The 18817-nt window shown below is 69.1% G+C and carries 18 protein-coding genes; 10 read left to right on the forward strand and 8 right to left on the reverse strand.

Annotation, left to right across the window (positions count from 1 at the left end; translation table 11 throughout):
- Window positions 1–132: 132 nt before the first annotated feature.
- The gene (locus M3C17_RS16645; protein WP_259979076.1) at window positions 133–924 is read right to left on the reverse strand and encodes an IclR family transcriptional regulator; all 792 of its coding nucleotides are present in this window, start codon (window positions 922–924) and stop codon (window positions 133–135) included.
- 52 nt (window positions 925–976) lie between these two features.
- Here M3C17_RS16645 and hutH point away from each other — a divergent pair, with 52 nt between their 5' ends.
- Genes hutH through hutI form a run of 3 tightly spaced genes read left to right on the forward strand, consistent with a single transcriptional unit; the run spans window position 977 to window position 5347 of the window.
- The gene (hutH, locus tag M3C17_RS16650; protein WP_259979077.1) at window positions 977–2518 is read left to right on the forward strand and encodes a histidine ammonia-lyase; all 1542 of its coding nucleotides are present in this window, start codon (window positions 977–979) and stop codon (window positions 2516–2518) included.
- Window positions 2511–4175 carry a urocanate hydratase gene (hutU, locus tag M3C17_RS16655; protein WP_259979080.1) on the forward strand — a complete coding sequence of 555 codons (1665 nt, stop codon included), beginning with the start codon at window positions 2511–2513 and terminating at the stop codon, window positions 4173–4175. Before hutH ends, hutU begins: the two co-directional genes overlap by 8 nt.
- The gene (gene hutI, locus M3C17_RS16660) at window positions 4172–5347 is read left to right on the forward strand and encodes an imidazolonepropionase (protein ID WP_259979081.1); all 1176 of its coding nucleotides are present in this window, start codon (window positions 4172–4174) and stop codon (window positions 5345–5347) included. Before hutU ends, hutI begins: the two co-directional genes overlap by 4 nt.
- A gap of 26 nt (window positions 5348–5373) precedes the next feature.
- Here hutI and M3C17_RS16665 read toward each other — a convergent pair whose 3' ends face one another.
- Together M3C17_RS16665 and M3C17_RS16670 are read right to left on the reverse strand one after the other, a co-directional pair.
- Window positions 5374–6291, reverse strand: a complete 918-nt coding sequence (locus M3C17_RS16665; protein ID WP_259979082.1) for an agmatinase family protein — start codon at window positions 6289–6291, stop codon at window positions 5374–5376.
- Window position 6292: 1 nt separating this feature from the next.
- Window positions 6293–7570 carry a DUF445 domain-containing protein gene (locus M3C17_RS16670; protein ID WP_259979083.1) on the reverse strand — a complete coding sequence of 426 codons (1278 nt, stop codon included), beginning with the start codon at window positions 7568–7570 and terminating at the stop codon, window positions 6293–6295.
- Window positions 7571–7606: 36 nt separating this feature from the next.
- On the opposite strand from M3C17_RS16670, the gene M3C17_RS16675 reads away from it, so the two are divergent.
- A complete protein-coding gene (locus M3C17_RS16675; protein WP_259979084.1) occupies window positions 7607–7879 on the forward strand; it encodes a metal-sensitive transcriptional regulator in 273 nt (90 codons plus the stop codon).
- A gap of 109 nt (window positions 7880–7988) precedes the next feature.
- Here M3C17_RS16675 and M3C17_RS16680 read toward each other — a convergent pair whose 3' ends face one another.
- The 5 genes from M3C17_RS16680 to M3C17_RS16700 all read right to left on the reverse strand — a co-directional run bounded on the left by M3C17_RS16680 (window position 7989) and on the right by M3C17_RS16700 (window position 12628).
- Window positions 7989–8456: an Lrp/AsnC family transcriptional regulator gene (locus M3C17_RS16680; protein WP_259979085.1), complete on the reverse strand. Its 468-nt coding sequence runs from the start codon at window positions 8454–8456 to the stop codon at window positions 7989–7991.
- Between the two features lie 81 nt (window positions 8457–8537).
- Entirely contained in the window at window positions 8538–9698 is a 1161-nt protein-coding gene (locus M3C17_RS16685; protein ID WP_259979087.1) for an acyl-CoA dehydrogenase family protein, read from the reverse strand.
- Complete coding sequence (locus M3C17_RS16690; RefSeq protein ID WP_259979088.1) at window positions 9695–10453, reverse strand: alpha/beta fold hydrolase; 759 nt, start codon at window positions 10451–10453, stop codon at window positions 9695–9697. The genes M3C17_RS16685 and M3C17_RS16690 overlap by 4 nt, the downstream gene beginning before the upstream one ends.
- Before the next feature lie 49 nt (window positions 10454–10502).
- Window positions 10503–11423, reverse strand: coding sequence for a sugar kinase (locus M3C17_RS16695; RefSeq protein WP_259979089.1), 921 nt, complete (start codon window positions 11421–11423; stop codon window positions 10503–10505).
- A complete protein-coding gene (locus M3C17_RS16700) occupies window positions 11420–12628 on the reverse strand; it encodes an MFS transporter (protein WP_259979090.1) in 1209 nt (402 codons plus the stop codon). Before M3C17_RS16700 ends, M3C17_RS16695 begins: the two co-directional genes overlap by 4 nt.
- Window positions 12629–13007: 379 nt before the next feature.
- Here M3C17_RS16700 and nrdH point away from each other — a divergent pair, with 379 nt between their 5' ends.
- The 6 genes from nrdH (at window position 13008) to M3C17_RS16730 (ending at window position 18798) form a co-directional block, all read left to right on the forward strand.
- Window positions 13008–13241 (forward strand): glutaredoxin-like protein NrdH, encoded by a 234-nt coding sequence (nrdH, locus tag M3C17_RS16705; RefSeq protein ID WP_017202656.1) that lies wholly within the window; start codon window positions 13008–13010, stop codon window positions 13239–13241.
- 6 nt (window positions 13242–13247) lie between these two features.
- Window positions 13248–13709: a class Ib ribonucleoside-diphosphate reductase assembly flavoprotein NrdI gene (gene nrdI, locus M3C17_RS16710; protein WP_259979091.1), complete on the forward strand. Its 462-nt coding sequence runs from the start codon at window positions 13248–13250 to the stop codon at window positions 13707–13709.
- Window positions 13706–15850, forward strand: coding sequence for a class 1b ribonucleoside-diphosphate reductase subunit alpha (gene nrdE / locus M3C17_RS16715; RefSeq protein WP_259979092.1), 2145 nt, complete (start codon window positions 13706–13708; stop codon window positions 15848–15850). The genes nrdI and nrdE overlap by 4 nt, the downstream gene beginning before the upstream one ends.
- 31 nt (window positions 15851–15881) lie before the next feature.
- On the forward strand, window positions 15882–16862 hold the full coding sequence (gene nrdF, locus M3C17_RS16720; protein ID WP_259979093.1) for a class 1b ribonucleoside-diphosphate reductase subunit beta: 981 nt from the start codon (window positions 15882–15884) through the stop codon (window positions 16860–16862).
- A 489-nt stretch (window positions 16863–17351) separates the two neighbouring features.
- On the forward strand, window positions 17352–18524 hold the full coding sequence (locus M3C17_RS16725) for a site-specific integrase (RefSeq protein WP_259979095.1): 1173 nt from the start codon (window positions 17352–17354) through the stop codon (window positions 18522–18524).
- 19 nt (window positions 18525–18543) lie between these two features.
- Window positions 18544–18798, forward strand: a complete 255-nt coding sequence (locus M3C17_RS16730; RefSeq protein WP_235006257.1) for a helix-turn-helix domain-containing protein — start codon at window positions 18544–18546, stop codon at window positions 18796–18798.
- Window positions 18799–18817 lie beyond the last annotated feature (19 nt).

The raw sequence follows: 18817 nt of genomic DNA on the forward strand, positions 1-18817 counted from the left end.
GGGACCCTGTGGGAGAGTAGGACACCGCCGGACTCCTTTTAGACAAAATGGCCACCCATCGTTGGGTGGCCATTTTGCGTTAACGCGGCGTGCGTCGTGGCGGATACGCCGTGGATTCGCCGTGGATTCGCGTCATCGGGCGAGGCGCCGTTCCAGCAACGCGGCGCTCTCGCGCACGGCCGCGGCGAGCTCGCCCTCATCGGCCTCGCCACCTGCCCACGTGACAGCGACGGCCGCCAGGGGCCAGTTCGCTCGGTCCCGGACGACTGCTCCCACGGAGCGGAGGCCGTCCGCGACCTCGCCGTCCTCGCGGGCGTAGCCGCGCTCCCGAACCTCTCGCAGAAGCTCGCGCAGCTCTGCGGGGCGTCGCGGACCGCGGCCTGTCCGGTGCGCGAAGGCCGCGGCATTCGGGAAAAGGGCGCGCACCTGCTCTCGCGGCAGTGCAGCGAGCATCGCGCGTCCGCTGGCCGTGAGGTGCGCCGGCAGCCGCACGCCGACATCGGTGATCAGGGCCGTCCGTCGCGGTGCCCGCTCCTCGACGATATAGAGCACGTCGCTGCCGCTCATCACGGCGAGATGCGCACTCTCGCCGAGCCGGTCGGAGAGCCCAGCGACGACGGGCCGGCCGAGCCGCGCGAGAGGCTGCTGTCGCGCATAGCCGCTCGCCAGCTCGAAGGCCGCGGTGCCCAGGCCCCACCGCTGCTCCTCCTTCACGTGCAGGACGAAGCCGTGCGCCGCCAGCGTGTGCAGCAGATGGTAAACCGTCGATCGGGGGAGGGCGAGCTCACGCGCGATCGCGGAGGCCGCCACTGGCGCAGGCCGTCCCGCGAGGTGGCTGAGGATCCGCAGGGTCTGGTCGGCCGCCGGCACCTGCGCGGATCGACGGCCCTCGTGGGCCGAGGCATTGTCTGGGATCACAGACACAGGATGACACACGCCGCCCCCACCGGCCATGTCGGAGGTGTGGAATCGAGGCATGAGTGATGTCACCCCCGTCGTCGTCGGCTCCGCCCCGCTCGCCATCGACGCTCTCGTCCAGGTCGCGCGCCACGACGCGCCCGTGCGGATCGACCCTTCCGCCTTCGACCGCGTCGCCGCGACCCGCACGGTCATCGACGGACTCGCCGCCGACCCGCACCCGCACTACGGTGTGTCCACCGGCTTTGGCGCCCTGGCCACCACCTTCATCGCACCGGACCGTCGGCTGCAGCTGCAGGCGAGCCTCATCCGGTCCCACGCCGCCGGCACCGGCGCGGAGGTCGAGCGAGAGGTGGTGCGCGGGCTGCAGCTCCTCCGCCTGCAGACGCTCGCCTCAGGGCGCACGGGCGTACGGCCGGTCGTCGTGGAGACGCACGCGGCGATGCTCAACGCCGGGATCGTCCCGGTCGTGCGCGAGTACGGATCGCTCGGCTGCTCCGGCGACCTCGCGCCCCTGGCGCACATCGCTCTCGCCGCGATGGGGGAGGGCGAGGTGCGCGACGCCTCCGGCTCCCTGCTCCCTGCAGCCGAGGCGCTGGCGGCAGCCGGCATCGCCCCGGTCACCCTCGTGGAGAAGGAGGGACTCGCCCTCATCAACGGCACCGACGGCATGCTCGGCATGCTCGCGCTGGCACTGCACGACCTCGACACGCTGCTCTTCACGGCCGACATCGCCGCCGCGATGTCCGTCGAGTCGCAGCTCGGCACGGATGCCGTGTTCGCCGCGGATCTGATGGCGCTGCGTCCGCAGGCCGGCCAGGCTGTCTCAGCCGGCAACCTCCGTGCGCTCCTCGCCGCCTCGCCGATGGTGGCCAGCCATAAGGGCCCGGAGGACGGACGGGTGCAGGACGCCTACTCCCTCCGGTGCTCGCCGCAGGTGCATGGCGCGGCGCGGGACACCGTCGCGCATGCGAGCATCATCGCGGAACGCGAGCTGGCCAGCGTGATCGACAACCCCGTCATCACGCTCGACGGCCGCATCGAGTCCAACGGCAACTTCCACGGAGCCCCGGTGGCGGCCGTGCTCGACTTCCTGGCCATCTCGGTCGCCGACGTCGCCTCGATGTCGGAGCGGCGTACCGATCGCGCGCTGGACCCCGCGCGCAGCCATGGTCTCCCGCCGTTCCTCGCCGCCGAGGTCGGCGTCGACTCCGGCCTGATGATCGCACAGTATGCCGCGGCGGGCATCGTGTCCGAGCTCAAGCGTCTCGCGGTGCCGGCCTCGGTCGACTCCATTCCCTCCTCCGCGATGCAGGAGGACCACGTCTCGATGGGCTGGGCGGCCGCCCGCAAACTGCGCCGCGCCCTCGACGGACTCTCCCGCGTCCTCGCGATCGAGATCCTCACCGCCGCCAGGGCGCTGGATCTGCGTGCGCCCCTCGAAGCAGGACCCGCCACTGGGGCCGTCCGAGACCTGGTGCGCACCGTCGCGGCGGGACCCGGCGCCGATCACTACCTCTCACCGGACATGGAAGCCGTGACCGCACTCGTCACCTCGGGCGACGTCGCCCGCATCGCGAAGGAGCACATGCATGACTGACGCAGCACAGGCCCAGGCCAGGGTCGTCCGCGCACCGCGAGGCGACCGGCTGACCGCCAAGAGCTGGGGCGCCGAAGCCGCCAAGCGGATGCTGATGAACAACCTGGACCCCGAGGTCGCGGAGCATCCCGAGGACCTCGTGGTCTACGGCGGCACGGGGAAGGCCGCACGGAGCTGGGCCGCCTACGACGCGATCATCCGCACACTCGATGAGCTCGAGCCGGACGAGACGCTGCTCGTGCAATCCGGCAAGCCGGTGGGCGTGTTCCGCACGCACGAGTGGGCGCCGCGGGTCCTCATCGCCAACTCGAACCTCGTGGGCGACTGGGCGACGTGGCCGGAGTTCCGGAGACTCGAAGAGCTCGGACTCACGATGTACGGGCAGATGACCGCGGGTTCGTGGATCTACATCGGCACGCAGGGCATCCTGCAGGGGACCTACGAGACCTTCGCGGCGGTAGCCCGTTCGCTCGGAAGGGATTCCCTGCGGGGGACTCTGACCCTCACGGGCGGCGCCGGAGGCATGGGCGGTGCGCAGCCGCTCGCCGTGACTCTCAACGAGGGCGCGGTGCTGATCGTCGATGTGGACGAGACCCGGCTCGCGCGGCGGGTCGAGCATCGATACCTCGACGAGTACACGACTGATCTCGACGCAGCCGTGGAGAGGGTGGTGGCTGCGAAGGAAGCCGGTGAGGCGCTGTCCGTCGGAGTGGTCGGCAACGCGGCGGAGATCTTCCCCGAGCTGCTCCGCCGCGGCGTTCCCATCGACGTCGTCACGGATCAGACCAGTGCGCATGACCCGCTCGCCTACCTGCCGATCGGCATCACTGTGGACCGCTGGAGGGCGGAGGCGGAACGCGACCCCGAGGAGTTCACCCGGCGGTCGCGCGCATCGATGGCAGCGCACGTCGCGGCGATGGTGGCGTTCCAGGATGCGGGCGCCGCCGTGTTCGACTACGGCAACTCGATCAGGGCCGAAGCGCAGCTGGGCGGCTTCGATCGGGCGTTCGCGTTCCCCGGCTTCGTCCCGGCGTACATCCGTCCGCAGTTCGAGGAAGGGCGCGGGCCGTTCCGGTGGGTGGCGCTGTCGGGCGACCCGGAGGACATCTACAAGACCGACCGCGCGATCGCCGAGCTGTTCCCCGAGGACGCCGCTCTCCACCGCTGGCTCGACAAGGCCGGCTCGGCCGTGCACTTCGAGGGGCTGCCCGCACGGATCTGCTGGCTCGGGTACAAGGAACGTCACCTCGCGGGCCTCCGGTTCAACGAGATGGTCGCGTCCGGCGAGCTGTCGGCGCCCATCGTGATCGGCCGTGATCATCTCGACTCCGGTTCGGTCGCCTCTCCGTACCGCGAGACGGAGGCGATGAAGGACGGATCCGACGCGATCGCGGACTGGCCTCTGCTCAACGCGCTGCTGAACACGGCGTCCGGCGCCTCCTGGGTGTCGCTGCATCATGGGGGCGGCGTCGGCATCGGCCGATCCCTCCACGCGGGGCAGGTCACCGTGGCCGACGGCTCGGAACTCGCGGCCGCGAAGCTCGAGCGGGTGCTGACCAACGACCCCGGCACCGGGGTGATGCGGCATGTGGATGCCGGCTACGAGCACGCCCGCGAGGTCGCCCGCGACCGCGGACTCGAGGTGCCGATGCTGTGAACACCACGCTGCTCACCGGCATCGGTGAACTGACGACGAACACCGCGGCGCCCGGGGACCCCTGCGGCACGCTCCCTGATGCGGCCGTGCTGATCGAGGGCGACCGCATCGCCTGGGTGGGCGCCGCCGTCGACGCCCCCACCGCGACCACGGTGATCGACGCCGGCGGCCGGGCGGTGATCCCCGGGTTCGTCGACAGCCACAGCCACCTGGTCTTCGCGGGCGACCGTGCCGCGGAGTTCGAGGCTCGGATGGCCGGGCGTCCCTATACGGCTGGCGGCATCCGCTCCACCGTCGCCGCCACCCGCGCCGCGACGGACGACGAGCTCCGCGCGCGCCTGAACGGCTTCGTCGCCGAACTCCTCGCACAGGGCACCACGACCGTCGAGATCAAGAGCGGCTACGGACTCAGCGTCGCCGACGAGGAGCGCCTCGTGCGTCTCGCGGCCGAGGTCACCCCCGAGGTGACGTTCCTGGGCGCGCACGTCGTGCCGACCGAGTACACCGACCGTGCAGACGCCTACGTCGACCTCGTGGTGGGGCCCATGCTGGACGCCTGCGCTCCCTTCTCACGGTGGATCGACGTGTTCTGCGAGACCGGCGCCTTCACGGTCGCGCAGTCCCGGCGGGTGCTGGAGGCCGGGATCGCCCGTGGCCTCGCGCCCCGCGTGCACGCGAGTCAGCTCGGCCCCGGTGACGGCGTGCGGCTCGCCGTCGAGCTCGGCGCCGCGTCCATCGACCACGGCACCTACCTGACCGAGGCCGACGTGACAGCGCTCGCGGTGTCCGACACGGTGCTCACGCTGCTGCCGGGCGTGGAGTTCTCCACGCGGCAGCCGTACCCGGACGCTCGCCGACTCCTCGACGCCGGGGTGACGGTAGCGCTCGCGTGCGACACCAACCCGGGGTCGAGCTTCACCTCGTCGATGCCGTTCTGCATCGCCATCGCGGTGCGCGACATGGGCCTGACGCCCGCGGAGGCGGTGTGGGCCGCGACCGCGGGTGGGGCGCTGGCGCTGCGCCGCGACGACATCGGCGCGATCGCACCCGGGCGCCGGGCCGACCTGGTGCTGCTCGACGCGCCGACGCGGATCCACCTGGCGTACCGCCCCGGCGTGCCCCTGGTGGACCGGGTCTGGAAGGACGGCGTGCTCCGGTTCACTGCGCGCTGACGCATGCGCGACTGCCCGTGGCGCGCTCAGCCCCGGACGGCGAGCCCGGCCAGCAGCTCCAGCACGCACAGGGCGGCGAGACGCACCGTGCGGCCGTCGGCGGCATCGGTGGTGGCGTCCACTTCGGCGATGTCCGCGCTGACCACTCGGGAGTCGGCGGCCACCGCACGCGTCAGCGCGCGCAGCTCCCACGCCTGCAGCCCGCCGGGGACGCTCGCCGGGCAGCCGGGCGCGACGGAGCGGTCGCACACGTCGACGTCGATGTCGAGGTGGATGCGGGGATCGGCGCCCGCTCCGGCGACCTCGAGCGCCTCGGCCACCACGTCGGCCGTGCCACGCTGACGCACCTCGTCGAGCGTGATCACGCGGATGCCCCACTCCGCCGCTCGCTGCGCATAGGCGGCGGAGTTCGCGAAGTCGGCGAGCCCGATCTGCACGATGCGCGTCGGCTCCACGACGGTCGTCGGCACGGTCGCGGCGACCGGGCTGTCCTGCACCAGACGGCGGACGGGGGTGCCGTTGGAGACCCCGTCACGCAGATCGAAGTGCGCATCGAAGGTGATGAGACCGGTCGCGCGGGAACCCAGGGCGACGGGGTAGGTCAGGGAGTTGTCGCCGCCGAGCGCCACCACCAGAGAGGTGGCTGCGGAGAGCTCGCGCACGCGGCTGATCGCGTTCGCCTCCCCGGTCTCCCCGTCGGGCTCATCGACGTCTCCGGCGTCGGCGATCCGCAGGACCTCGTTCAGATCCTGCACCGGCGGGCCGAGCACGGTCGTGCCGTAGCGCGGAAGCGCCTCGCGGATCGCGGCGGGCGTGGCATGGGCCCCCGTGGGGGACAGGGAGGTGCGCCATGTCGGAACCCCGAGCAGCACGGCGTCGGCGGTCCCGTCGAATGCCGGCCAGGAGCCCGCCCGCGGCCAGAGCGGATCGTGGGACAGTGTCATGTCAGACTCCCGGGATCAGGGCGTGGGCGATGGTGAAGATGGCGAGTCCGGCGAGCGCTCCCACCACGGTGCCGTTCAGCCGGATGTACTGCAGGTCCCTGCCCACCATGAGCTCGATCTTCTCGGTCGTCTCGGCCGGATCCCAGCGCTCGACCGTGTCCGTGATGATCGACGCGATGTCGTGACGGTACCGGTCCACCAGGAACACCGCAGCGTCGGAGATCCAGGTGTCGACGCGGCGCTGCAGCGCTGCATCCGTCGTCAGCCGCTCGCCCACCTCCTGCAGCGCCTGCACCGCTCGCCGGCGGAGCCCGCTCTCGGGGTCGGCGAGGGAGGTCAGCAGCCCGTTCTTGGCGGTGTTCCACGCCTCGGCGGCCAGGGCACCGACGCGCGGGCTGTCGAACAGCGAGGCCTTGGCGTTCTCCAGCTTCGCGCGCGTGGCCGGGTCGTTCTGCAGGTTGTCCGCCAGCCGGGACAGATAGCCGTCGACGGCCAGGCGCGCGGGGTGCTTCGGGTCGGCCTGCACGGCGCGGACGAACTTCACCGCCTCGTTGTAGATGGTGTCGTCGACGAGGCGGTGCGCGAGCTTGGGAACCCATCCCGGCAGGCGCCGCGAGACGAGTCCGCTGAACGACGCGGCGTTCGCGTCGAGCCATCGCCCGATGCTGTCGACGGCGAGGTCCACGGCGCCGTGGTGCGCCTCCGCTTCGACGATCCGCTCCAGCCAGGCCCCCGCCGGCGGCCCCCACTCCGGATCCACCAGGTGCTCCCGCGCGAGATCGGTCAGCAGGTCTCGCACGTCGTCGTCGCTCAGGGCGTTCAGCACCGCGGTCGCGATGGTCGCTCCCTCGGCGGCGACGCGCTCGGCATGCGGCTCCTCGCGCAGCCACTCCCCGGCGCGCAGCGCGATCGCGGTGGACGCCAGCTTGGTGCGCACCACGTCAGCGGCGAGGAAGTTCGTCTCCACGAACTCGCCCAGGGTGCGCCCGATCTCGTCCTTGCGGTTCGGGATGATCGCGGTGTGCGGGATCGGCAGCCCGAGCGGACGCCGGAACAGCGCGGTCACCGCGAACCAATCGGCCAGGGCGCCCACCATGCCGCCCTCGGCTGCCGCCCGCACATACGAGAGCCAGCCGACGCGTTCTTGGAAGGCGAAGGCGATCACGAACGCGACGGCCATGAACAGCAGCGCGCCCAGCGCGACCGCCTTCATCCGCCGCAGGGCACGGCGGCGCTCCTGATCGGCGAGAGAGAGCAGCGTCGTGGGTGTTCGCGGCATGACGTCATCCTTTCACGGGGCGAGTACCCTCGATACGTGATCGAAGACATCAAGAAGCGCGCCCTGCATCGCACCAGCATCCTCGAAGGTCAGATGCGCGGCGTCGCGCGGATGATCGAGAACGAAGAGTACTGCATGGACATCATCACCCAGTCGCGGGCGATCCAGCGCTCGCTGGAGTCCCTGAACCGCCTGCTGCTGGAGAACCACCTCCGCACGCACGTGACGCACATGTTCGAAGCCGGAGGGGAGGAACGCGACAAGGCCGTGCTCGAACTGCTCAAGGCCTTCGACTTCGACTCGAAGTAGCCCGTCGGGCGCGGCTCAGCCGACCGCTTCGTCCGCCACCGTCAGGGCCTCGTCGATCGCAGCCAGACCGCGCACGAGCTCGTCCTCCTCGATCACCAGCGGGCGCCGGTCAGCGCGTCCCCCAGTTGTAGAGCTGCTTCTGCAGCTTGGCGTAGATGAAGGTCTCGGTGGAGAGGACGCCCTCGATGGGGCGGATCACGTCGTTGACGAGCGCGAGCAGGTGATCGTCGTCCTCGCACACGACCTCGACGATCACGTCGAACGAACCGACCGTGATGACCACGTAGTCGACCGCGTCGAGCGCTGCGATGGCCTCGGCGACGTGTCGCGCATCCCCGGCCACCCTGATGCCGATCATCGCCTGGCGGTGGAAGCCCAGCTGCATCGGATCGGTGACCGCGACGATCTGGATGATGCCGGACTCGGTGAGCCGCTGCACGCGCTGCCGCACGGCGGCCTCGCTGAGCCCGACGACACGACCGATGTCGGAGTACGAGCGCCGCCCGTCCTCCTGCAGCAGCTCGATGATGGTCTTGGAGATCGCGTCGAGGGCGGGATGCTTCTTCGCCGTTGCCATGGTGCGATCCTGGCATCGGCCGGCCGGTCGGGCAACCGATTCCGTCGCGCTTCGGACCCGGTTCGACGGGATCGGGCGCGCTCAGCCCTCCAGCGGACCGAGCCAGGCGCTCGCCGCGGTGGCGTGTGCGGACTCCGGGTCGGACGGGTGGAAAGCGCCGGCGAGGACGTCCCGGTACAGCCGCGACAGCTCGTTCGCGGAGAAGTACGACCCGCCGCCGGCGACCAGCATGGCCTCGTCCACCACGCTCTTCGCCATGGTGACGGCGCGGTGCTTCAGACCGCTCAGCGCAGGGAACCAGCTCGCACCGCGGTCCGCGCGCTCGTCCACGTCGCGCGCGAGCGCGGCGATCTGCGGCGGGAGTGCGTCGTACGCGATGGCCATCTCGGCGATCCGCCAGCGGATGTCCGGATCCTGGCTGTACGCGGCGCCGCTCTTCTTCGAGCGGCGGGCGTGCGCGGTGGTGACGGCGAGCTCGAGTGCGCGCCGGGCGATGCCCGTGTACACCGACGCGAGCAGGATCTCGAACACGGAGAAGATGCCGAAGACGATCGGGTCCGGGCTCGGGCCGGGATCGATGCGACGGACCACATGGGCGGCGTCGGCGACCGCGCCGTCCAGCCGGGTCGTGCGGCTCTGCGTGCCGCGCATGCCGAGCGTGTCCCAGTCGTCGGAGGTGCGCACGGCGTCCGTCCGCTCGACGAACGCGAACACGAGCTTGGGGGCATCGGCGCTGGTCGTGTCGAGACCGTGCAGCCCGAGCCGCGTCCAGACCGGGGCGAGGGAGGTGAAGATCTTGGTGCCGGTGAAGGCGTAGCCGCCCGTCCCGTCCGGCACCGCGGTGGTGTCGCTGCCGAACAGCACGAGGTCGTTGCCGCCCTCGCTGATGCCGAACGCGAAGACCTCCCCGGCGACCGCACCGTCCTGCACGAACTCCAGGCCGGGGACCCCGCGGTCCGAGAACACCTTCGCGACGCCGGTCCAGACCAGGTGCATGTTGATGGCGAGGGCGGTCGCGGGTGCGGCTCCCGCCAGACGCTGCTGCAGGACGGCGGCCTCGGCGAGCCCGAGCCCCGCGCCTCCGCGCTCGGCGGGCACCAGGATCGACAGGTAGCCCGCGGCACGCAGCTCGGCCAGGTCCTCCTGCGGGAAGGTGTTCTCGCGGTCGTGCACGGGTGCGCGCGTGCGGATGCGCTCCAGCAGGTCGTCCGGCAGGTAGGCGGTCGGGTCGAAGTCGGTCATGCGAGGGCCTCCAGCAGCTGTCGGATCGATTCCTCCGGGCGGTCGCGGTGCAGTGAGTGTCCGGCGCCGGTCACGACCGACATCGAGATGCGCGGGTTCGCCGCGAGCACCTCGTCCGCGAGAGCGCCGGTGAAGATGCTGTACACCGCGGGATCGGCGGCGATGACGTGCGTCGGGACTGTGAGCCGGGCGGCCTGGGCTCGCACGTCCCAGGGCTGGTTCTGCGCGCTCGTCTGCTCCACGGCCCAGGCGCTGGCGCGGCGGACGGCATCGATCTTGAGCTCGTGGTCCTGCGGGTGCCAGTGCGGGTGCTCCTGCTGCACGACCTCGATGCGGGTGTCGGCGAACGCCCGCTCCTGGCTGCGGCGCACGATGGTCGCGTCCCTGCCCTCGACGTGGAGCGCGGGGTCGATCAGCACGAGTCGGCGCGTCCACTCCGGCGTGTCGGCGGCAGCCACCGTGGCCGCCGCACCCCCGAGGGAGTGCCCGAGCACGGCGTCCCACGAGCCGCCGTCCTCAGGACGCGTCGCCGTGAGATCGGCCGCGTAGGCGTCGACCGTGTAGTCGAGGGAGCGCGGCGCGTCGCCGTGTCCGCGCAGGTCGACGGCCGTGGCCCGCCATCCCGCGGCGGCGAGAGCGTCGCCGAGACGCCACATCAGCGCCCCGGACGACCCGAGGCCGTGGACCAGGAGGATGCGGCGGGTCGCCGCCGGGTCACCCCACGAGAGCCGAGGGAGGGTGAGCGGTGCAGGCATGGGACCAGCCTACGGCCGTGCCCATGGCCGGGGCCCGCGCCGGTGCGGCTCAGGCGACGGGCGTCAGCGGTGGCAGGTCCGCGGCGATCGTGAGCACCCGAGCGGCGGCGGCGTGCCCGGCGGAGAGCCGGGTCGCGAGGTCCTCGCCGTCGAGCGTGGCGGCCAGGAACCCCGAGGCGAAGGCGTCGCCCGCACCGACCGGCTCCACGACGTCGACCGCGGGAGCCGGGACGAACACGGGCGCGGCATCGCCGTCGAACGCCGTCGCGCCCACGTCGCCGTCCTTCACCACCAGCAGTCCGCAGTGCGGGAGGTGGGCGCGGATCGCGGCCGGTGTGGCGGTGCCCCAGATGCGCTCGGCCTCGTCCCGGCCGACGAAGGCGATGTCGGCGGCGTCCGCCAGCCGCGCGAGGGTCGCCGCCGCCTCCTCCTCCGACCAGAGCGCGCGGCGGTCGTTCACGTCGAAGGACACCACGGCGCCGGCGGCGCGCGCATCGTCGTACAGACGCTCGACCATCGCGAGGCAGGAGGGGGAGAGCGCGGGGGTGATGCCCGTGGTGTGCACGATGCGCACCCCGCCGAGGCGCTCCGACCCGAGGAAGCCGGGCGCCATCCGCGACGCGGCGGAGCCGCGACGGTAGTAGTAGACAGCGGACGACTCGACGCCGGGGTCCTTGAACATGACGCCGGTCGGCGCGTCGTGGTCGTGCTCCACCCAGAGCTCGACGCGGCGGCGCTCCAGCTCGGCCGTCAGGCGCTGGGCGAGTGGATCCGCTCCGAGGCGCGACGCCCACACCGCGCGGTGCCCGGCGGCCGCGAGTCCGACGGCGACGTTCGCCTCGGCACCCGCATGCGTGAGTGACGCGACGGCGGCGTCGGCGAGACAGGCGTCGGTCGGCGTGATCAGCACCATCGACTCGCCCACGCAGACGACGGCGGGGGCGGGGGAGGAGGAGACGGGAGAGCTCATGAGGGGGTGACCGCCAGGGGTTCGGTGTCGGGATGGGGGCTGGCGTCGCGATGACGCAGGTCGGGGAAGGAGCGGACGAACACGATCGACACGAGCAGTCCGACACCCGCGAAGATCGTGGCAGCGAGGTACGCGCCGCGCCAGTCGCCGACGTCGACGAGGAACCCGGCGACCGCGGAGCCGGCGGCTGCGCCGATGAGCTGACCGGTGCCGGCCCAGCCGAAGGCCTCGGCGGTCTCGCTGAACTTGACGCTGGCCGTGGTGATCGCGAACAGCACCGCGAGAGCCGGGGCGATGCCGATGCCCGCGAGGACGAGGGTGCCGCCCAGCCAGAACACGTTGAGCGTGACCATGGTCAGCGCGAGCCCGACCGTCACGATCAGCAGGCGCCGCGCCATGGCCCAGGGGCCGATCGGGATGTGGCCGAAAGCGAGGCCGCCGGCGAGGCTTCCCGCGGAGAACACCGCGAGGACGAGTCCGGCCGCCAGGCTCCCGTGCTCGAAGGTGGCGACGACGCCGACCTCCACGGCCGAGCAGGCGCCGATGAGCAGGAAGCCGATCACGGTGGCCAGCAGCACCGGCGGCTTGAGCACCACCGTGCCGAGGGCGTTGCGGCTGCGCGGGATGCGCACGCGACCGACTTCGGGGGAGAGGATGAACCACGCGCCGCCGCCGACGAGCACGATCGCCACGAGCAGGAGGCCCTCCGTGGTCCCGATCTGCGTAGAGACCAGGGTGATCACCACGGGTGCGAGCACCCAGATGATTTCCTGCAGCGAGGCGTCCAGGGAGAACAGCGGTGTGAGCTGGCCCGCGTTCACGAGCTTGGGGTAGATGGTGCGCACGGCCGCCTGCACGGGTGGGGTCGAGAGCCCGGCCACCATGCCTAGGGCCATGTACCCGGGCAGGGTGAGCGGGAGCAGCGCGAGCGAGAGCACGGCGAGCACGCACACCGACAGAGTGAGGGTGAGCACGCGACGCATGCCCCAGGCCCCCATCCAGCGGCTGGTGATGGGGCCGGCCACCGCCTGACCGACACTGGTCGCGGCGAGCACGAGCCCTGCGGATCCGTAGGAGCCGGTCTGCTGCTCGACGTGCAGCAGGATCGCCAAGGACATCATCCCGTTGGGGAAGCGCGCGGTGAGCTGGGCGGCGATCATGCGCCCCACTCCCGGCGTGCGAAGAAGATCCCGATAGCCCGCCACCAGACAACGGTACCGGGCCGTCGGCCGGTCGGGCGGACGGGGCGTTCCGGCGACACGCCGCGACACGCCCGCGACACGCCGAACGTCGAATTCCACAGGGATCCGGATGTCGGAGGCCGCGCGTACCGTGCCCCCTGTGGATGGATCTCTCCCAGCGTCTTCCCAGCCGCGATATCTCGCGGTTCTGGAGGGCGCGGACAGGGGCTCCGCCTGTGGAAGAAACGGTGGAGAACCTGTGTTGTACCAGTGGAGAGCGGTGGAAAAACTACACGGATGTAACTACTAGCCCTTGTGGTCACTCCGAATGTCCGCACCCATATGTAGTATTGAGATCCCGGCGGGCCCTGCCGGAGAAACCATGAGATTCGAGGGGAATCAGATGTCGATCACGGTCTACACCAAGCCTTCCTGCGTTCAGTGCAACGCCACCTATCGCGCCCTCGACGCCAAGGGCATCGAGTACGAGATCCACGACCTCTCCGAAGACCCCACGGCGCTCGAGCAGGTCAAGGCGCTCGGCTACATGCAGGCGCCGGTCGTCGTCACCGACGAGGACCACTGGTCGGGCTTCCGTCCCGACAAGATCGACGAGCTCGCCTCCCGCCTGGCGTGATCCGCCATGAGCGCCGTCGCGACCGCAGCGCCGCTCCTGATCTACTTCTCGAGCGTCTCGGGTAACACCGCGCGCTTCATCGAGAAGCTCGGGCTTCCGGCCCGACGCATCCCCCTCCACCGGACCGAAGAGGACTTCGTCGTCGACGAGCCCTTCGTGCTGGTCACCCCCACCTATGGCGGGGGCGCCGGTCGCGGCGTCGAGAAGGGCGCCGTTCCCAAGCAGGTGATCCGGTTCCTCAACGACGAGCGCAACCGGCGCCACATCCGCGGAGTCATCTCCGCGGGCAACACCAACTTCGGCGATGCCTTCTGCCTCGCCGGTGACATCATCAGCCGCAAGTGCCACGTGCCTCACTTGTATCGGCTCGAGATCTTCGGCACACAGGACGACGTTGATCGCGTGAGCGACGGATTGGAACGACGGTGGGTATCGCAGTTGACGAGCACGCAGAGCGTGACGCAGTGACGGAGACGGTTGCGTTCAAGATCAACCCCGCGTACGAAGGGCTCGACTATCACGCCCTCAACGCGATGCTGAACCTGTACGACGCGAACGGGAAGATCCAGTTCGACGCCGACAAGCGCGCCGCACGCGAGTACTTCCTGCAGCACGTGAACCAGAACACGGTGTTCTTCCACTCGCTCAAGGAGCGCCTGGACTACCTCGTGGAGAAGGAGTACTACGAGGGCGCCGTCATCGATAAGTACTCGTTCGACTTCGTGCAGAAGCTCAACGACCTCGCCTACTCGAAGAAGTTCCGCTTCGAGACGTTCCTCGGGGCCTTCAAGTACTACACGAGCTACACGCTGAAGACCTTCGACGGCAAGCGCTACCTCGAGCGCTTCGAGGACCGCGTCGTGATGACGGCCCTCGCCCTGGCCGACGGCGACGAGAAGCTCGCCGTCAACCTCGTCGAGGAGATCATCTCCGGTCGCTTCCAGCCGGCCACCCCGACCTTCCTCAACGCGGGCAAGGCGCAGCGCGGCGAGCTCGTCAGCTGCTTCCTGCTGCGCATCGAGGACAACATGGAGTCGATCGCCCGCGGCATCAACTCCGCGCTGCAGCTCTCCAAGCGCGGCGGCGGCGTGGCGCTGCTGCTGTCGAACATCCGCGAGGCCGGCGCGCCGATCAAGCAGATCGAGAACCAGTCCTCGGGCATCATCCCCGTCATGAAGCTCCTCGAAGACAGCTTCAGCTACGCCAACCAGCTCGGCGCGCGCCAGGGCGCAGGCGCGGTGTACCTCAACGCCCACCACCCCGACATCATGCGCTTCCTCGACACCAAGCGCGAGAACGCCGACGAGAAGATCCGCATCAAGACGCTGTCGCTCGGCGTCGTGGTCCCGGACATCACGTTCGAGCTCGCGAAGAACGACGAGGACATGTACCTGTTCTCGCCGTACGACGTGGAGAAGGTCTACGGCGTGCCCTTCGGCGACATCTCGGTGACCGAGAAGTACCGCGAGATGGTCGACGATCCGCGCATCAAGAAGACGAAGATCAACGCACGCGAGTTCTTCCAGACCGTCGCCGAGATCCAGTTCGAGTCCGGCTACCCGTACGTGATGTTCGAGGACACGGTCAACAAGGCGAACCCCATCAAGGGCCGCATCAACATGTCCAACCTCTGCAGCGAGATCCTGCAGGTGAACACGCCGACCACCTACAACGACGACCTGTCGTACAAGGAGATCGGCAAGGACATCTCCTGCAACCTCGGCTCGATGAACATCGCGCTGTCGATGGACGCCGACGACCTCGGCCAGACGGTCGAGACCGCGATCCGCGCGCTCACCGCGGTCAGCGACCAGAGCCACATCGGCTCGGTCCGCTCGATCGAGGACGGCAACGACCGCTCGCACGCGATCGGCCTGGGGCAGATGAACCTGCACGGCTACCTCGCCCGCGAGCACGTGTTCTACGGCTCGGAAGAGGGTGTCGACTTCACGAACATCTACTTCTACACGGTGCTGTTCCACGCGCTGCGCGCCTCGAACCAGCTCGCGATCGAGCGCGGGACGACGTTCGACGGGTTCGCCGACTCGACCTACGCGTCGGGCGAGTTCTTCGACAAGTACATCGAGCGTGCCTGGGTCCCGGAGACCGAGAAGGTCAAGGAGCTCTTCGCCGGCAAGCACATCCCGACGCAGGAGGACTGGGTCCAGCTGAAGGCGTCGATCCAGGAGCACGGCATCTACAACCAGAACCTGCAGGCCGTGCCGCCGACGGGCTCGATCTCCTACATCAACAACTCGACCTCGTCGATCCACCCGATCGCGTCGAAGATCGAGATCCGCAAGGAGGGCAAGCTCGGTCGCGTGTACTACCCGGCGGCGTTCATGACGAACGACAACCTGGAGTACTACCAGGACGCGTACGAGATCGGCTACGAGAAGGTCATCGACACGTACGCTGCCGCGACGCAGCACGTGGACCAGGGCCTGTCGCTGACGCTGTTCTTCAAGGACACCGCCACCACGCGCGACATCAACAAGGCGCAGATCTACGCCTGGCGCAAGGGCATCAAGACGATCTACTACATCCGTCTGCGTCAGCTGGCGCTCGAGGGCACTGACATGACCGAGTGCGTCTCCTGCATGCTCTGACCGGCCTTCGCATCCCAAGGAACAACGAGAAATGACTCCCCACTCTCCGCTCAAGCTGGTCGACAGCGTGCAGGCGATCAACTGGAACCGCATCCAGGACGACAAGGACCTCGAGGTCTGGAACCGTCTGGTGAACAACTTCTGGCTGCCCGAGAAGGTGCCGCTGTCGAACGACATCCAGTCGTGGAACACGCTCACCCCCGAGGAGCAGACGCTCACGATGCGCGTGTTCACGGGCCTCACGCTGCTCGACACGATCCAGGGCACGGTCGGCGCCGTGTCGCTCATCCCCGATGCGATCACCCCGCACGAGGAGGCCGTCTACACGAACATCGCGTTCATGGAGTCGGTGCACGCGAAGAGCTACTCGTCGATCTTCTCGACGCTGTGCTCGACGAAGGAGATCGACGAGGCGTTCCGCTGGTCGGTGGAGAACCCGAACCTGCAGAAGAAGGCGCAGATCGTCACGGACTACTACCGCGGCGACGACCCGCTCAAGCGCAAGGTCGCCTCGACCCTGCTCGAGAGCTTCCTCTTCTACTCGGGCTTCTACCTGCCGATGCACTGGTCGAGCCGCGCGAAGCTCACCAACACCGCCGACCTCATCCGCCTCATCATCCGCGACGAGGCTGTGCACGGGTACTACATCGGCTACAAGTTCCAGCGCGGACTCGAGACGCTCGACCAGGCGCGCAAGGACGAGCTGAAGGACTACACCTTCTCGCTGCTGTACGAGCTGTACGACAACGAGGTGCAGTACACGCAGGACCTCTACGACGGCGTCGGCCTGACCGAGGACGTCAAGAAGTTCCTGCACTACAACGCCAACAAGGCCCTCATGAACCTGGGCTATGAGGCGATGTTCCCCTCGACGGTCACGAACGTGAACCCGGCGATCCTGTCGGCGCTCTCTCCCAACGCGGACGAGAACCACGACTTCTTCTCGGGTTCCGGCTCGTCGTACGTCATCGGCAAGGCCGAGGCCACGGAAGACGACGACTGGGACTTCTGAAAGTTCTGAAGACCACGTTCTAGACAGACTCTGACAAGAGTCGACCGGGAGGCCCGGATCTGCCGGTTTCTGCAGACCCGGGCCTCTTTTCGTGCCTCCTTCCGAAGAACAGAGGAGGACGGATATGAACGTCAGTAGTCGTTGGGTATGGCACGCGGGTGGCACGCCCGCACCTTCCAGAAGAGAGCGGGGTGGTCCGCCGACCGAAATTCGGTCCCGGCGTGCCACCGACCTCGTGCCACAGCGTGCCATAGGGCGCCTCGTAGCCCGCGAGAAAACCCTGATAGAAAGCCACTTTTGGGAGGGCATGACCTCTAGTGGCACGCAGTGGCACGACGGTTCGCGTGAGTCCGCTCGAGACCAGCGGAGGACACGATGAGCGCGACGAAGACCCGGGAACCAGCAGCAGTCAGGCGTGAGAGCTGGGGGAGCCTTCGTAAGCTCCCCTCTGGCCGGTGGCAGGCTCGCTACCCCGCACCCGACGGCGAGATGTACACCGCCCGGACGGAGGACGACAAGCCGCTGACGTTCCTGACGAAGACCGATGCCCGCGCGTGGCTCGCCGGTGTTCACACGACGATTGCCCGTCAGCAGTGGGAGCCGCCCTCGGTGATCGCCGCTCGACGCCGTGCCACAGCGGAGGCAGAGAAAGCACGGTCCATCGGCTTCTCCGAGTACGCGGAACGCTGGGTGGCGTTCATCCGCGCGGAGCCGAACCGCAGTGGCAGGAAACGTGCAATCGCCACCGTCCGCTCTTACAAGAGCAAGGTCGACGGGTACCTCATCCCAGAGTTCGAAGACACCCCGATCCGGCAGATCGACGAGGCCCGTATCCGGCAGATGACCGATCGTCTCGACGCGATTCCCTCGCCACTGAATCCGAGATCGAAGTTCAACGGCATCACGCGACCGGTGCTGATCGTCCTCATGATGATCCTCCGCCAGGCAGCTCGAGAAGGAGTTATCCCCGCTGCGCCGAACATCTCCATTCCGAAGCAGGAGCCCGTGCGGCACGACGCCGATCACGACGAGGACGAAGACGTCGCGAGTCCCGAGCAGGTCGAGGCTTTGTATGAGGCAACACCGGGGCACTGGGCGATCATGGTGCTCTTCGCGGCGTGGTGCCAGCTGCGGCGGGGGGAGTGCCTGGGCTTGCAGCGCAGGGACATCGAGTGGCACGACGACGGCACCGCGACCTTGCATGTGCGTCGGCAACTGAACGCGAACACCGGCGACTACTCGGAGAGGCTCAAGAGCGACGCCGGTAGGCGGACGCTCAGCATCCCGAAGCTCATGATCGACCGCCTCAAAGATCATCTGCGGGACAACGTCGCGGCCGAGGCCAAAGCGCCACTGATCCCCACCAACATCCGTGGCAGCGTCCCGCTGTCGAACACCCGATGGGGATACGTGTGGGCGGATGCTCGAGATGGTGTCGCTGACCTCCGGCCGCGATTCCGGTTCCACGATCTCCGTCACACGGGGCTGACGATCTTCGCCCAGGAGGGCGCAACACTCGCAGAGCTGATGCGCCGTGGCGGCCACGCCGATATCCGTGTCGTCCTCCGCTACCAGCACGCCACGATGGCCCGCGATCGTGAGCTCGCGGACCGTATGAGCGATCGCGTTCAGGAGCGGATCAACGCGGCCAGGACGGCATGAGAGTCGCCGTGGGACAGTCATGGACACCTATCAGGAGAAAGATTTCATCAACAAGGGAGGCACCACCATGGCCGTTCACGATCGTTCACAGTCCCCAGCGCTCAAGCTGATCTCGCTGGCCGTCGCCGCCGACACCTACGGAGTGTCGATCAAGACGCTGCGCCGCCGGATCTCGGATGGCACCGTGCACGGCTACCGGGTCGGCCGGCTGATCCGCGTCGACCCGGACGAACTCCGCGAGAAGCTGCTCATCGAGATCCCTTCAGCGAAGTAAGCGCAAGACCAAGAGTGGG

It is taken from the genome of Microbacterium sp. p3-SID336 (assembly GCF_025143365.1).
In the GTDB taxonomy this organism is placed as follows: Bacteria; Actinomycetota; Actinomycetes; order Actinomycetales; family Microbacteriaceae; genus Microbacterium.